The sequence below is a fragment of the Spiroplasma endosymbiont of Nomada ruficornis genome, assembly GCF_964030795.1.
GTDB classification, from domain to species: domain Bacteria; phylum Bacillota_I; class Bacilli_A; order Mycoplasmatales; family VBWQ01; genus Spiroplasma_E; species Spiroplasma_E ixodetis_A.
Genome location: NZ_OZ034962.1, coordinates 1,488,071 through 1,502,596 on the forward strand (window position 1 = coordinate 1,488,071; position 14,526 = coordinate 1,502,596).

The 14,526-nt window shown below is 23.8% G+C and carries 26 protein-coding genes; 4 read left to right on the forward strand and 22 right to left on the reverse strand.

Annotation, left to right across the window (positions count from 1 at the left end):
- Nucleotide 1 precedes the first annotated feature (1 nt).
- From AAHM79_RS08970 to AAHM79_RS09070, 21 genes are all read right to left on the reverse strand, one after another.
- Nucleotides 2-1,717, reverse strand: a complete 1,716-nt coding sequence (locus tag AAHM79_RS08970; RefSeq protein ID WP_342257688.1) for a hypothetical protein — start codon at nt 1,715-1,717, stop codon at nt 2-4.
- A gap of 3 nt (nt 1,718-1,720) precedes the next feature.
- The gene (locus AAHM79_RS08975) at nt 1,721-3,418 is read right to left on the reverse strand and encodes a hypothetical protein (protein ID WP_342257321.1); all 1,698 of its coding nucleotides are present in this window, start codon (nt 3,416-3,418) and stop codon (nt 1,721-1,723) included.
- A gap of 11 nt (nt 3,419-3,429) precedes the next feature.
- The gene (locus AAHM79_RS08980; protein ID WP_338958609.1) at nt 3,430-4,614 is read right to left on the reverse strand and encodes a hypothetical protein; all 1,185 of its coding nucleotides are present in this window, start codon (nt 4,612-4,614) and stop codon (nt 3,430-3,432) included.
- A gap of 18 nt (nt 4,615-4,632) precedes the next feature.
- The gene (locus tag AAHM79_RS08985) at nt 4,633-5,010 is read right to left on the reverse strand and encodes a hypothetical protein (RefSeq protein WP_342257219.1); all 378 of its coding nucleotides are present in this window, start codon (nt 5,008-5,010) and stop codon (nt 4,633-4,635) included.
- Nucleotides 5,011-5,026: 16 nt separating this feature from the next.
- Nucleotides 5,027-5,218 carry a hypothetical protein gene (locus AAHM79_RS08990; RefSeq protein WP_342257320.1) on the reverse strand — a complete coding sequence of 64 codons (192 nt, stop codon included), beginning with the start codon at nt 5,216-5,218 and terminating at the stop codon, nt 5,027-5,029.
- Between the two features lie 34 nt (nt 5,219-5,252).
- A complete protein-coding gene (locus AAHM79_RS08995; protein WP_338957552.1) occupies nt 5,253-5,411 on the reverse strand; it encodes a hypothetical protein in 159 nt (52 codons plus the stop codon).
- A gap of 15 nt (nt 5,412-5,426) precedes the next feature.
- The gene (locus AAHM79_RS09000) at nt 5,427-5,810 is read right to left on the reverse strand and encodes a hypothetical protein (protein ID WP_342257220.1); all 384 of its coding nucleotides are present in this window, start codon (nt 5,808-5,810) and stop codon (nt 5,427-5,429) included.
- 115 nt (nt 5,811-5,925) lie between these two features.
- Nucleotides 5,926-6,198, reverse strand: coding sequence for a hypothetical protein (locus tag AAHM79_RS09005; protein WP_342257221.1), 273 nt, complete (start codon nt 6,196-6,198; stop codon nt 5,926-5,928).
- Nucleotides 6,167-6,442, reverse strand: coding sequence for a hypothetical protein (locus AAHM79_RS09010; RefSeq protein ID WP_338957557.1), 276 nt, complete (start codon nt 6,440-6,442; stop codon nt 6,167-6,169). The genes AAHM79_RS09005 and AAHM79_RS09010 overlap by 32 nt, the downstream gene beginning before the upstream one ends.
- Nucleotides 6,435-6,578, reverse strand: coding sequence for a hypothetical protein (locus AAHM79_RS09015; protein WP_338957559.1), 144 nt, complete (start codon nt 6,576-6,578; stop codon nt 6,435-6,437). The genes AAHM79_RS09010 and AAHM79_RS09015 overlap by 8 nt, the downstream gene beginning before the upstream one ends.
- Before the next feature lie 70 nt (nt 6,579-6,648).
- The gene (locus AAHM79_RS09020) at nt 6,649-7,143 is read right to left on the reverse strand and encodes a hypothetical protein (RefSeq protein WP_342257318.1); all 495 of its coding nucleotides are present in this window, start codon (nt 7,141-7,143) and stop codon (nt 6,649-6,651) included.
- Nucleotides 7,082-7,306 carry a hypothetical protein gene (locus AAHM79_RS09025; protein WP_342257317.1) on the reverse strand — a complete coding sequence of 75 codons (225 nt, stop codon included), beginning with the start codon at nt 7,304-7,306 and terminating at the stop codon, nt 7,082-7,084. Before AAHM79_RS09025 ends, AAHM79_RS09020 begins: the two co-directional genes overlap by 62 nt.
- Nucleotides 7,307-7,367: 61 nt before the next feature.
- Nucleotides 7,368-7,574 (reverse strand): hypothetical protein, encoded by a 207-nt coding sequence (locus AAHM79_RS09030; protein WP_342257316.1) that lies wholly within the window; start codon nt 7,572-7,574, stop codon nt 7,368-7,370.
- Nucleotides 7,575-7,591: 17 nt separating this feature from the next.
- Complete coding sequence (locus AAHM79_RS09035; RefSeq protein ID WP_338957563.1) at nt 7,592-7,753, reverse strand: hypothetical protein; 162 nt, start codon at nt 7,751-7,753, stop codon at nt 7,592-7,594.
- Nucleotides 7,729-8,049, reverse strand: a complete 321-nt coding sequence (locus tag AAHM79_RS09040; RefSeq protein ID WP_342257315.1) for a hypothetical protein — start codon at nt 8,047-8,049, stop codon at nt 7,729-7,731. Before AAHM79_RS09040 ends, AAHM79_RS09035 begins: the two co-directional genes overlap by 25 nt.
- Nucleotides 8,039-8,476 (reverse strand): hypothetical protein, encoded by a 438-nt coding sequence (locus tag AAHM79_RS09045; RefSeq protein WP_338957565.1) that lies wholly within the window; start codon nt 8,474-8,476, stop codon nt 8,039-8,041. Before AAHM79_RS09045 ends, AAHM79_RS09040 begins: the two co-directional genes overlap by 11 nt.
- A 2-nt stretch (nt 8,477-8,478) precedes the next feature.
- On the reverse strand, nt 8,479-8,643 hold the full coding sequence (locus AAHM79_RS09050; protein WP_338957566.1) for a hypothetical protein: 165 nt from the start codon (nt 8,641-8,643) through the stop codon (nt 8,479-8,481).
- 134 nt (nt 8,644-8,777) lie between these two features.
- Nucleotides 8,778-8,972, reverse strand: a complete 195-nt coding sequence (locus AAHM79_RS09055) for a hypothetical protein (RefSeq protein ID WP_342257314.1) — start codon at nt 8,970-8,972, stop codon at nt 8,778-8,780.
- Nucleotides 8,973-9,035: 63 nt separating this feature from the next.
- Entirely contained in the window at nt 9,036-9,296 is a 261-nt protein-coding gene (locus AAHM79_RS09060) for a hypothetical protein (protein WP_342257423.1), read from the reverse strand.
- A gap of 12 nt (nt 9,297-9,308) precedes the next feature.
- Complete coding sequence (locus AAHM79_RS09065) at nt 9,309-9,440, reverse strand: hypothetical protein (protein ID WP_338958910.1); 132 nt, start codon at nt 9,438-9,440, stop codon at nt 9,309-9,311.
- Nucleotides 9,441-9,963: 523 nt separating this feature from the next.
- Entirely contained in the window at nt 9,964-10,389 is a 426-nt protein-coding gene (locus tag AAHM79_RS09070; RefSeq protein WP_342257689.1) for a hypothetical protein, read from the reverse strand.
- A 73-nt stretch (nt 10,390-10,462) separates the two neighbouring features.
- Here AAHM79_RS09070 and AAHM79_RS09075 point away from each other — a divergent pair, with 73 nt between their 5' ends.
- Nucleotides 10,463-11,083 carry a hypothetical protein gene (locus AAHM79_RS09075; protein ID WP_342257690.1) on the forward strand — a complete coding sequence of 207 codons (621 nt, stop codon included), beginning with the start codon at nt 10,463-10,465 and terminating at the stop codon, nt 11,081-11,083.
- On the opposite strand, the gene AAHM79_RS09080 is transcribed toward AAHM79_RS09075, so the two are convergent.
- Nucleotides 11,046-11,543, reverse strand: coding sequence for a hypothetical protein (locus AAHM79_RS09080; protein WP_342257691.1), 498 nt, complete (start codon nt 11,541-11,543; stop codon nt 11,046-11,048). The two genes, AAHM79_RS09075 and AAHM79_RS09080, sit on opposite strands and share 38 nt — an antisense overlap.
- Nucleotides 11,544-12,100: 557 nt before the next feature.
- On the opposite strand from AAHM79_RS09080, the gene rsmG reads away from it, so the two are divergent.
- From rsmG to AAHM79_RS09095, 3 genes are all read left to right on the forward strand, one after another.
- Nucleotides 12,101-12,796 (forward strand): 16S rRNA (guanine(527)-N(7))-methyltransferase RsmG, encoded by a 696-nt coding sequence (rsmG, locus tag AAHM79_RS09085; protein ID WP_342257692.1) that lies wholly within the window; start codon nt 12,101-12,103, stop codon nt 12,794-12,796.
- A 78-nt stretch (nt 12,797-12,874) separates the two neighbouring features.
- Nucleotides 12,875-13,639, forward strand: a complete 765-nt coding sequence (locus AAHM79_RS09090) for an AAA family ATPase (RefSeq protein ID WP_342257693.1) — start codon at nt 12,875-12,877, stop codon at nt 13,637-13,639.
- Nucleotides 13,632-14,519, forward strand: a complete 888-nt coding sequence (locus AAHM79_RS09095; RefSeq protein WP_342257694.1) for a ParB/RepB/Spo0J family partition protein — start codon at nt 13,632-13,634, stop codon at nt 14,517-14,519. The genes AAHM79_RS09090 and AAHM79_RS09095 overlap by 8 nt, the downstream gene beginning before the upstream one ends.
- Nucleotides 14,520-14,526 lie beyond the last annotated feature (7 nt).

Below are 14,526 nucleotides of genomic sequence, written 5' to 3' on the forward strand. Positions count from 1 at the left end.
TTTACAATTTAGCATATATATTTCAAGAATAATAAACTTTATATCTTTTATTAACTATAAAATCATAAGTAATTTGTCAATTATCTCATTTATTTTTTTCTCTTATTCCTACTTCTTTTCAAATTGAACTACTTGGAGGAATTGGAATTGGTTGTGGTTGTTTTTTGATAATTTCATTAATAGCACCAGCAACAGTTTTATCAGTAGTTTCTAAATTAGGAATTTCAGTACCAATAGTATTTATAGAAAAAGCATATTTGAATTGGTCTTTATCCATTTTATTGTCTAATTTTTTATCTACTTCTTCTTTTTTATAATAATCAGTTAAATCAGTTTTCCCGCAAGTAGCACTAATTTTATTATTTTCATCAATTTTAATATTTTCACCAGCAATTAACTTATCTTGTTTTTTATCTAATAATTGATTTGTTTCTAGTTTTGTATAATAATCATGTTCAGTATTTTCTTCTGCTATAAATTCAGTTGGTGTATCTATTCCTTGATATTGATATATTTCTTCTATATCACCAATTAAATTAATTTTTCCAAGTTCAGGATAAGAATTACCACCACCACTAAATTGTTTCTTTTTATTGTTATAGTAAATAGTTCCAATATTTAAAATATTTTTATTTTGTATTTGTTCTCCATAAGTCATGGAATCAACATTTAACAATTCAAATTCGTTAAAAACATTATTTAAATAAATTTTAATTACTTTATAAAATTTCATAAAGTTATTTTCTGTTGAATATTGATAACTGATTTTAATAAAATATCATTTAAATATTTCTATATTATTATTTTCAACTTTTTTTCATAAGGGACTAGTTTCAATATTAAATCAATTATTTTTAACATCATTAATATTTTCGTTTGTTTTAATTAATTCACTATTTAATTTGGTAATTTCATTTTCATTTGTAGTAATTCGTTTTTGTTGTTTAGCAGAAAAATCACAAGTTGGTGCATGTGTATAATCACCAATTTGTGGATTGTTTTGTAAAACATCAGGTGGTAATGTTCCAATTTCATTAGGTCAATCTAAAATCATAGTTTCAGTTTTTGAGTCATATTCTGTTGCAACATAACCTTTATTTATTAAATTTGTAACTGGTCCCCTATATGTTTCATTTTTATTACCATTAATGGTATCATCATATAATTTTATTTGCTTTGATAATGTAAATTCTTTTTGTTCTTGAATTAATTCATTAACTTGGTTTCTAGTATAAAATGCTTTTAAGTCAATTTTTTCAACATCTATTTCATCATTATTATAATTTGAAAATATTTGTTTTAATTCTGTTAATCTTGCTCATATTTTCATTCTACTAGGTGCTAAATCTCAAATATTAATCGTAGGAGTACTACTTGCACTAAATTGATTACCATTATTAAATTGAATAGTAGCATCAACATTAAATTCAATTGGTGTACGATTAAATACTCAATGTTCAACCATAACATAAACCATATCTCTTAAAGTTTCTTTAATTAATTCATCTTTAAAACTATCAAAAGGAAATTTAGATAAAATAAAATCAAGATAAGCATTAATATCATTTTGAGCACGAATAGCAAATGTTTTAAATCAATCATCAACATTTGGTCATGTATTTATATATTGTCGTGGTGTTTCTGTAATTGTTCCAGTTAATGGATATCAGTTATTATAATTTTCTAAACTGACACCAGTTCAAAGTTTATTAATCATATTTTATCATTCCTTAAAAAATGCTTTTTTATAACGTTTGGTTTTTGATTTAGTTTTTCTATGTGATATATGTATAATTTCTTTTTGTAATTTTTTATTTCCTTTTTTTACAACTTGATTATATGCAAATTTTTCTAAATGTCTTAACAATCCAGTACCAAATACAGTATTAACTGATAATTTTAAACCCACCCTTTTAAATGATTTATTGACATTATCAATAGGATTATTAATAACATTAACTACTTTATGATAAGTTCTAATTGTCCTTAATATTTGCCTATAAATTTTAAAACTATCTTTAATCATTTGTTGTACAACTGGTAGAGCAAAAGCAATACTTTTTAATCATTTATTTTGACTAACTCCATATCCAATATATCAACCGCTATATCATCTATATCAATGAAATGGATGTATTTGAATAACAAAAGTTTCTGCTTTGATAATACTATCAATAACTACAATTGGTTTATATTTAGGATTACGATGATAAATAGTAATTCCACATTTATCTAATGATAAAGGTTGAATTTTACAAGCCATAAATACTGGTGAATTTAATGGAATTAATTGTGCATGTTTAATTGCTTTCTTTTCAGCACTTGTAAATACATCAATTGTTTTTTCTTTTAATTTATTAATTTTTTCAAATGCTTGTTTTTCTAATTTTTCGAATTTCTCTTGTAATTTATAAATATTTATTCTTATTTTTTCAAAATATGAAGTATCTTTTCAAAATTTATTTAAACCTTTTTTAAAATAAAATTTAATATCAAAATATTTAAAAGTTTGATTTGCTTTTAATACTAATTTATGAATTGAACTATTTTTAAAATTAAATTTAATTGCATTAGCACGAATTTTTTGTAAATCTAAAATTAAAGATTTTCCATATCTATTTTCTGCATGTATTGTATGAACTAAATTTAATCAGTCATGTTGGTTCATTTTTAATACTTCTTTTAAATCAGTATTATATTTTTGTAAAAAATTGTTTGCTTTATCAATATCTTTAATTTTAAATTTAGGAGTTAACTGTGGACTTAACTTTATTAATTCATTTTGTAATAATAAATAATTTTTTAATTCTTGTACTTCTAATTTTGCAAAATTATTTTTATATTGTCTTTCAGCAACAAAACCTAAATTTTGTATTATTGTTTCGCGATTTGGAGCATGGTTATAATTAAATAAATAACGTTTATTTCCAATAATTTTATCTGTTAAAATTTCTTTTCCACTTACTTGACTAATGATTTCTTGTAAATTTTTTGCTTTTTTAATGCCAATTTGTTCTAATGTTTTAGTTTTTTCTGCTAAACTAATAAATTTAGTTGTACGATAACCACGACTAATTCTATTAAGTCCAGCAAATGCAGGTAATATATTAAAAAAAGTATTTAATGGTGTAACATTTCCTTTTAAATAATCATAAACTTGATTAATAGTAAAATCAGTTAAAAACTCTACACCAACAGCACTAATACTAGCAAGTAAATCACTTGCACCTAAACCAAGTGCTAAACTTTCACTTAATCCACCAGTAAAAGGAGCAAGTGCTACTGCTATTACTTGTACACCAATCATTTCTAAAATTTCTCATCATCAACTTTTATGTTCTTGTTGTTGACTTGTTCTAGTATGTTTTGGTTTATTTATGTTTAAAAGTATTGCTGTACTAGTTGTACCAATTGGCATAATAATTATCCTTATTTAAGAGTTATTTTTATAGGATTTGTTGAACCTTGATAATTTTTATCAGTGTCATTAGTAGTGATTACTACATATAAATCTCCTGCTTTTTGGTTTTGATTACTTACATCCACTTGACCTTGGGCATCACTAAAATAATTAATAATTGGAGTTGTTAAATTTGGATTTAAATTATTTAGTTCAGTTGTATTTTTAATTGTTGTATCTAATAATTTATTCTTTTTAGTAGTATCAGCAGTAATATTAGTTGTTAATGTTGTAATTTCTTCACTTAAATATTTTTTATTAACAATACCACATAACATTCATCTTGATTCTGTTTCTGAGTTTGACATATAAGGAATAGATTCTCCTGTTACTTGTCCACCAACTAAATATCTTTTTGGAACTTTACCATCTTTAATATCTTCAACATATATACTAGTTTGTTGTAACATATATCTTTTCATTGCTTTTGGTGTTGCTAAAACAAAATTCATAATTTGATTTTTATTTTCAGTATTTTTAAATGTCATATAATCATCCATAACAATTTGACATAATACACCTTTAATATATAAATTTGTTCCATTTAATCTTAATTGTTGTGCTAGTTGATTATCAGTAATTAAACCTTTATTATCTGCTAAATAAACTAAAGTATCATAAAGACTATTTGTTATAAAAAATTTACAATTATTACTATTTCTTAATTGAAATAAAGTATTTCATGCTGATAACATTGATTTTAAATATCCTACTGGTGTTGTATCAGTAATGATTACTTTTTTGGCAGATTTAGCAATTGTATTTGTATCATTATTTGCTAAATAATCTGCTAAATCATTAGCAACTTCATATTGCATACTTTCTAGTAAATTTTGCCCATTATCTGCAAATAAATCAACTTCACCAATCATTTCTCCTGTACTAGCTTCTTTTGTAATTTCTTTAATAATTTTATCAGTATCAACATAACCAACTTCTAATCCTTTACTTTTATCATTTCAATGAAGTATTTTGAATGTTGGGTCTTTTGGTTTTTTAACTATAAATTCAATTTTTGTAGAATTAACCATTTCAATTGGAAAAAAACTTGCTCATGGACTATTTGATTGTTTATAAAATTCTATAAATTCAGGTGTTTCTACTAATTTTGTAGTATTATCTAAATTTTGTTTAAATGGCACTGGATTTGGCATTTTAAATTTTCCTTTCTTTTATAAATTATTTTTCTTTTTATAATCTAATAAACTACTTTTTATTGAAGTTTCTTGATTTGTTAATATTGTTTCTTGTTTACCACCTGTATTAATTGGTTCTTTAAATAGTGGTTGTTCTTTAATCATTTTTTTAATAGTTTCTTCAATTTTTGAATTTTCTATATTACTTGTTTTAAATTTTAAAAATTCATAAAATTCTTTTTTAACTTGATATTTTTTAAATATATTAATTATTTCTTTTTCTTTAATTTCTTGATTAAGTTTATTTAACTTATTTTCTAATTCAACAATCTTAATTTCTTGCTCTTGTTGTAAATTATTATTTTCAATTAAAGGTTCAGTATTTTGTTCAACATTAGTTTCATTTTCTAACATTTAAATCACACCTTTATTATTTATTTTCTTTTCCATTAATTTTTTCATTAAGTTTTGCTAATTTTTTTTGATGTTTCATCACTTTATTATTTCTTCTAATATGTTTTGGAGTTGTAATAAATCTTTTCAATCAAACAATTAATTCTCTACAAATTAATGTTCCTACACTTGTTCCAATAATAATTAATTCATGTAAAAATTCTTTCATTTTCAATTATTTCCTTTCAATTATTTATTTTTAATTATTCGTCAAATTGACCATTATTAATTCTTTCAATCATTGATTTTGAATTACTTATAATAGTTACCAATAAAGATATTTCTTTATTTAATTGTTCCATTCTTTCTTTATATGTCTGAATTTCATTGTTATAATATTCAATCAATTTTTCTTTATTCATTAGTTATCATCTCCTTTATAAACTATCATATGTAGTTGGTCTTTCATATAAAACATCACTACTTCCACTATTATTACTAATAGCATCACTATTAATTAATCTTCTTGTTTCATTTGTAAATGATGTTTCTTGCATTTCTTGATTATAATTTGTAGTTTCCATAGGTAATAAATTATGTATAATTTCACTTGCACCAGCAACTATTGTTGGTACTGCATAAGCATTATTAAAATCATTATTTATACCCATAGCTACACCACTTGAAATTAGACATCCACTAGTTGCCATATTACATATTTTTCTTATTACTTCAAATCTATTAGGTATTAGTTCACTTAACCCACCAATTAGATTTGATATACCATAAGTACTTAAACTAATATATGTATCTCAATCCATTTGTTGTTTATTATCATTAGTTAATAATAATGGTCATGGTGGTGTTTCTGTGGTAGTAGTTGTTAATCAAGGTGGTGGTTCAGGATTAGGATTGATTTTTGTAAATTTTGCATAATTAATTAAACCAATAGTTCCTAAACCTAATAATATTTTTTTTACTTGAATTTAATATTTTCTTTTTAGTACTTGGCATTTGATTTAAGTTTCATATATCAATTCCTAACTTTTTACTAAATAATAAAGCATTAATACTTCCTAATACTGGATTACCAATAATTTGACCATAATAAGCACTTGTACCAATCATTGCTGATAATGGACTTATTCCAATTCTTATTATTTTTAATAAAGTATAGTTATTTGATTGTACATTCGTGTCATTTGGCATTTTCATTTACTCCTTCATTTTTTGGTTTAATAAACACTTCAACTCAACCTGTATAGTGAACGTTATCACCAACTAAAATAGCAGTATTTGCATGTGGTTGAGAAACAACTAAATATTCAGCAATAACATTAGGATATTTTCATAAAATAATTGCTTTTATATCATTACTATCTGTTAAATCTTTGGGATTTGGTGAAAATATTTCTATTTTATCTTGACCAAATAAATCTGTTAATTTAGTCATTATCAAATTCACCTTTTTCTATTTTTTCAATTAATAAATTTAAAATATTTTTGTCCAAATCAGAGTTTGTATAATTAATTTTTTTAGTTCATTTAATTATATCTTTCATATATTTAAGTAATTTTTCTTTATTCATTATTTATTCTCCTTATTTAAATAATATCAACCAATTAATAAACTATCTGCTTCATCATGATTTGATATTTTTATATTTCAATTATTTCTTTAATAATTTCTTCAGCAACATATATACTTAGTTCTTTATCTCAAGGTCTTAATCAAAAAATAGGTGGGTCATAACGTTCATATCATTTCTTTCATTCACTTGGACTTATTAACATATCTTTTGTTAATAATTTATTAAATTGTCCTGCAATAAAACCACGTAAATGTTCTTGAGTTTCATAACCAATACCATTTTTTGAATTAAAAGTACCACGTTCAATAATTAAATCCAATTCATTATCATTAACTTTTATATCTCAATAAAATTTTCTTTGTCCATCATATTCTTTTAAATTATAACTTTTAACAAATATTGGTTTTCAATTTCAAAAATCATATTTATCATGTAAATAAACTTTTTTTCATAAAGTAAATCCAGTATTTTTAATACTTGGGTCAATTGAAAGTAAATAATTAGTCATTATCAAATCACCGGTCTTTAATTCTGGTTTTAATTGGTTTATAAACTTCTTCATAATATCCGTTTAAGCGATATGTGTTTTTAAGATATTGCATAAATCTTTCTTTATTAATACAATTTTTATGTCTTGATTTATTAATTTCATCAACTTTATTTCTATGTTCTTTATCACCTTGATAACAATGTTCACATACATTTCTCAGCAGTTTTTTTCGCAAGTAAATAAATCATGTTTTTTATCACATACACAACAATCTTCACAACATACTTCTTTATTCATTATTTATTCTCCTTTCTATTATTTCTTTCTTGCTTTATTAAGAAATTTATTCAAATAATTTGATTATCACCATCACCTAATTTTTTTAAAAGATATTCATATCTTTTCTTAAAATCTTCACTATCAATATCTCTATCTTGGTAAATTATTTTTTTCAATTTTTTTATTTTATACAAGGTTTTTGGAGAATATATTTCTCCATGCATGCAAAGAAAACATTTCATTATTTATTCTCCTTATTTTCAATTTGATTAGCAATTTCACTTAATATTTTTAATACTTTATATTCATTTTTTAATTCTTTAATAATAAATATTAAAAATATTATTAGTGTTATACTTGTTATTAATATTGGTGCTATTAATAAAATTTCTCATCATATCATTTTTTACTCTTTTCATTTTTTAAATCATTTAACATTAATTGAACAAAATACACGATTTTAGGAATGTTTAAAGTATTAAAAATTTGACCAGTGACAATAATTTCATCGTTTTTGTTTAATAAAATACATCGGTTATAAAATTTTGGATTATTAAAAATTAAAGTAACATAGTTTAAACCATTTCATTGACCACGAACACTATAATATAATTCTTTATTACCTTTTTCGTAATATTTTGCTTCAATAGTGTTACTTAGTTTTACTGTTAATTTGACATAATTGGCTTTATCTTTCATTTTTATAATTCCTTAAATAGTATTGAATGTGTTTATATGCATCTTGTTCATGTTTTGTTAATTTTATATTTCCTTTATAATTTGTTATTTTATTTTTATTTTTTGGTTGGTTTTCTAGATAATCTCAGTTGAAAACATCTTGTACTAATACCATTAATGAACCAATAATTTTAGGAGTTGCTAATGGATTAGTTAATAATTGTTTTGAACTTAAAAAGAAATTTTCTACAATAACTAATATTTTGTTTTCAAAAAATTGTTCTTTGATTATTGATAATATTCTTTTATAACGATTTTTACTTTCAAAAACATGTGTTGTGTTGAATGTTTCTGTATAAATAATCCTATTTGTTTCATTTGAATATATAACAATTCCATTATTACCAATACCAGCGGGGTCAATCCCAATAATTAAGTCATATTGCATTATTAATCAAATTCACCATTTTTAATTTTTTGATTTAATTGAGATATAAGATTTAATCTTCCATTAAAACAACTTTTTCAAAGTTTAGTTACTTTTTCATCGTCTCTCATTTCTTTATTTCATTCTCATTCATCTTTAAGATATTCAAGTATTTTTTCTTTATTCATATTTATACCTCCTACTTAACCTAATATTTAAAATACAGTCATAACAAATTGCTTTACTATTTTTATCTCTTAAAAAATATTTTCTTGTTTTTATATCATTAGTATTAAAGAATAAATAATCTAATTTATTTTGTTTACATGTTCAACAAAAATACTTTTTCATTATGAGTTGAAATTTCCTTATAAGAAGTAACTATATAATTAATTGGTAAATCATCATGTTTATATGGATTATTTATTTTAAAACCTTTTCTGTTTTCTTCTCACGTAATGTTATATTTAAAACAAGGATTAGTAATTTTAGTTTTGTTATCTGTTATTTCACCCATAAATCAACTATTATGCTGTTCATAAAATGTTAATTGTTCAAGTTTTATATCATTAAGATAATATTATTTTGGAGCAGTTGGTTTATTAACAGTTATTTTTTGGTCTTTAATATATGGTTCTAATAACTTTATTAATTCATTACCACTTAATTCTTTTTTAATATTTTCTAAATTAAAAACTCAATATGTGCAACTGTTATCAACAATAAAAGAATTATTTTTAATCATTCATTTTGGAAGAGATAATTTATATTCAACATAATCAATAAGAATAGATTGTGGTTTATCTTTAACAATTTGTTCTTTTTTAAATTCTATTTGCATAATAATCCTTTCCTAATATGTTCTGTTGCTTCTAGCATAAAGAACATATATTTTTATTCTTAGATTATTAATAATACTACTATTTGTTTTATTCATTCCAGCAATTCTGGGCTCAAAAATAAATTGTGAAATTTTAAAAAACATTGAGGCATTCGATTCAATATTTATTTAATTTGCGTTTAGCAAATTAATATTTTAATTGAACCGGTCCCGCTCAATTTTTTTTACAAGTTTGAAATTTATTTTCTCGCCCAAAAATTTTTCAAAAAAAAATAAAAAATAAAACCAACACTTGCTCACTTGGTAGTGGCAAGGTTGGTTAAATAAAGAATAATAGTTGGTCCCCACTCCGGGTCTATATATACTAGTTTCCAATTCGCTCCCACCCCAAGAATTACCATTTCTGGTTAGTATATTTTATTAGGTATCACTCCACTTTTTATTTATCCATGCAAGTCCACATGCTAGCTACTATTTTTAACAACTATGTTGTAGTTCACTTTTTTATTTCCCTAACACGTGTTGATAATAGTGCTAAAGACGGTTATTAAAAATTTTAAAATTTTACAATTACAAAAAAAGACAAGAATTTTATTCTCGTCTTTTGTCATTTATTTTTTAATTTAATAGTTTAAAAAAGAAAGGAGTTATTTTTAAAAATTTTTATTTATCGACATCTTCGGTACGCTCCCTCATTGAGTACTTGTATTTGTTGTGATGTTAATGCGGGTATTTGTTCTTTTGTGAGTGCTTGTATTTGTTCTATTGTAAATTTTGATATTTGTTCTGTTGTAAATGACTGAATTTGTTCTTTTGTAAAAACTTGGATTTGTTCATAGTAAAATCATTTAATTTGTTGTGATGTTAATACTGGTATTTGTTTTATTGTGAGTGCTTGGATTTGATCATCATGAAATCATGAAATTTGAATTGGTGGTATTGCTGCTATTTGTTTTGTTGTGAAGTGTGGTATTTGCTCTGCTGTAAATGGTTGTTTTCATGTAAAATTTTTTATTTGTTTTGTTGTAAAACTTGGTATTTGTTCTTTTGTGAAGTGTGGTATTTGTTCGCTTGTGAGTGCTTGTATTTGCATTTTTGTGAAGTGTGGTATTTGTTGAATTGTTAGTGCTGGTATTTGTTTAATTGTTAGTGCTTCTATTTGTTCAATGGTGAATCAAGTAATTTGTCAGTTTGTGAATGCTTGTATTTGCTTGATTGTGAATGCGGGTATTTGATCAATCGTAAATCAAGTAATTTGTAAATTTATAAATTCTGGTATTTGTTTAATTGTGAATGATTGAATCTATTCATTTGTAAATTCTGGCATTTTTCAATATGTAAATTCTGGTATTTGTTTTTTGGTTAATGCTGATATTTGTTCTTTTGTGAAATATGGTATTTGTTCGATTGTGAATGCTGGTATTTGTTCAATTGTGAGTGCTTGGATTTGATCATCATGAAATCATGAAATTTGAATTGGTGGTATTGCTGCTATTTGTTTTGTTGTGAAGTGTGGTATTTGCTCTGCTGTAAATGGTTGTTTTCATGTAAAATTTTTTATTTGTTTTGTTGTAAATAAACTAATTTGTCATTCAGTCAGTGCTTTAATTTGTTGTGGTATAAATTCTGGTATTTGTTCGATTGTGAATGCTTGTATTTGTTCTTTAGTAAATATTTCAATTTGTTTGATTGTGAATGCTTGTATTTGTTTTTTAGTAAATCAAGAAATCTTATCTTTTGTGAATACTGCTATATGCGTTTCTGTAAATTGTGGTATTTGTTTTTAGTAAATCAAGTGATTTGTCAAACAGTAAGTGCTGCTGCTTGTTCGCTTGTGAGTGCTGGTATTTGTTTTTTGGTTAATGCTTTTATTTGTATTTCTGTAAATGATGCTATTTGTTTTTTTCTAAGTCAAGTAATTTGTAAGTTTGTGAATCATGATATTTGTTTTTTGGTGAATCAAGAAATTTGTAAAGTAGTAAATGATTCTATTTGTTTTTTTGTCAATGATTGAATTTGTAATTTTGTCAATATTTGGATTTGTTCAATGGTGAATCAATTAATTTGTCATTCTGTAAATGCTTGTATTTGTCTTGGTGTTAAAATTACTATTTCTTCAGTTGTCAATCTCTGTAATTCTTTTTTTGTGAGTATTTCAATTTCATGTGTAGTTAATTTATTTATATTTTGTAGATTTATATCTTTTTTTTCTTCATTTATTTTAATAAATAGTACTTCTCTTTTCATTTTATTTATGAAATGTGGTTTATATGTATTTATTGATTTATTAAATAAAACCTTTGATAATTCTTGTGATTTTAGAAAATTTTGATATATTTATTCAAGTTTGTTTTTATGTTCTTGGATAGGATTTGTTCAATTATTAATTTGTATACTGATTAGGTTTAATGAATTATTATTAATAGATTTTGTGAGTTCGTTTGAAAAATTAAGTAAAATTTTCATTTTTTTATTTTTCCTTTCAATGATATAAATTAAAACATAAAAACTCATTTACTTTAAATTAAGCAATGAGTTAAAAAACTTTTATAATTTTTTAATAATTATTATTATATGTGTTAATTATATTTGAGTTTAAAGAAAATACAACGAAAATGATATTTTAAAGGTTTTAAATTATTTTTAGTAATATTTAATTTTGAAGGATAGTAGTTATGTGATAAAATTTCAAACATATACTAAAAAAACATTATAATTAAATATAATTTAATTATTTAAAGCATTATATTTATAGTCTACTTTAAATAAAGTATTTTATTAAATGATTGATTTAGGAGTAAGCAATGAATAAAAATTGAGCTATAGGTTTAACTAATTTAACTTTAACCCCAATAATGGAACAACAATTAAGTCAGTATTATAAAATTTTAATTGCTGAAAATAAAAAATATAACTTAACAACGATCATTGAAGAAATGGAAGTTTATTATAAACATTTCTATGATTCTCTTTTAATTAGTAATAATATCATTTTGGAGGATCAAAATATTTGTGATGTTGGTAGTGGTGCTGGTATACCAGGAATAATTTTAAAAATTTGTTTTCCCAAATTACAATTAACTATTATTGAATCAAATACAAAGAAATGTCAATTTCTAAAAACAGTAATTACTGAACTAAACTTAGAAAACGTTTATATAATTAATCAAAGAGCAGAAACATTTGCTCATCAATATCGTGAAACATTTGATATTGTAACAGCAAGAGCATTAGCACCGCTAAATATTTTAAGTGAATTATGTTTAGGATTAGTTAAAGTTGAAGGATTATTTATTGCTTATAAGGGTCTTAAAGTTGAAGAAGAAATTGCGTTGGCACAAAATAGTATTAACACAATGGGTGCAAAGTTAATTAATCAATTTACTGTTCAATTACCAAACAACTATGGTCAAAGAACAATCCTTCATTTTCAAAAATATAAATTATGTGCTTTAAAATATCCAAGACCTTATCAACAAATTAAAAGTAAACCTTTGTAAATAATATTAATTAAAATTAGTGTTAAACTTAATTAGTACGATAAAATATTAGTCTATTCATTTAGAAAGGTAATTATTATGGGCAAAATTATTGCAATTGCTAATCAAAAAGGTGGAGTTGGAAAAACAACTACTGCTACTAATCTTGCTGCAGGTTTAGGTATAAAAAATAAAAAAGTGTTACTTATTGATTTGGATCCACAAGGTAGTGCTACTATTTCAATGGGTTTTGCTGCTGATAAAGTTGAACAAGATATATATGATGTTTTAGTACATGATGTTCCATTGGAAAAAGTAATTAAAACTGAAGTTTGTCAAGGAGTAGATTTATTACCATCAACCATTTCTTTGGCGGGAGCCGAAATATTTTTATTAGAGCAATCTCGTAATAAAAGAAATATTTTATTAGAAAAATTAGAACCCGTAAAGGAAGTATATGATTTTATTATTATTGACTGTCCACCTAGTTTAGGATTAGTTAATCGTAATGCTTTAGCTTCAGCTAATTCAGTTATTATTCCATTGCAAGCTGAGTTTTATGCATTAGGTGGTTTGGTACAATTATTATCTACTATTCGTTTAGTACAAAAATTATTTAATCCCAATTTAGAAATTGAAGGGATTTTATTAACTATGGTTAATATTAGAACAACTTCTTCTGTTGAAGTTATCAAAGAAATTCAAAAAAATTTTAGAGAAAAAGTTTATAAAAATTATATTCCAAGAAATGTAACTCTAAGTGAAGCACCAAGTCATGGTAAAAATATTTTTAGTTATCGGCCACGTTGCAGTGGTGCTATTGCTTATCAAAGTTTAGTGAATGAGGTGTTAAATAATGTCTAATGATAAAAAAAATCGTATTTCTGCTAAAGGCTTAGCATCAATTTTTGGTGAAGGTTTAAATGATTTGATAACTAACATTGAAAGTTCACCAGAAATTGCTAAAACTTTTTCACAAACTATTTCTCTTGCAAAAATTATTCCTAATCCATATCAACCACGTGTAGTATTTAATGAACAAGAAATTAAAGAACTAAGTGATTCAATTAAAATTCACGGTTTAATTCAACCAATTATTGTTAAAAAAACGATAACAGATGGTGTTTTTCAATTAGTTGCTGGTGAGCGTAGAACTAAAGCTGCAAAATTAGCAGGTCTAACAGAGATCTCTGCAGTAACTATTGAAGTAACAGATCAACAATTAATGGAATTTGCTTTGATTGAAAATATTCAACGTGTTGATTTGAATGCTTTTGAAGAAGCACAGGCATATCAAACTTTAATTAGTAAAATGAAATGAACTCAAGAACAACTCTCACAAAAAGTTAATAAATCACGTAGTCACATTGCTAATACTTTACGAATTTTGCAATTGCCAGTAGAGATTTTACAAATGCTTCAACGCAATGAATTAACAATGGGTCATGTTAAACCGTTATTAAGTTTAGGCACTAATCTTAATTTAATGGTAACTATTGCTAAAAGGGCATATAGTGAACAATGGAGTGTTCGTAAGGTTGAAGATGTTATTAAGATGCAACAATTAAGTTTAAATCAAAAACAAAATGTTAATAACAAGTCAGATCTTCATTTAGTAGCATTAGAAAATACTTTATCAAGAACTTTAGATACTAAAGTAAAAATCAATAAAAAACAACTAATCATCAATTATAGTAATCATAAAGAATTAAATCGAATTTTAGAATTTTTAAAATTAATATAAAGCTGAA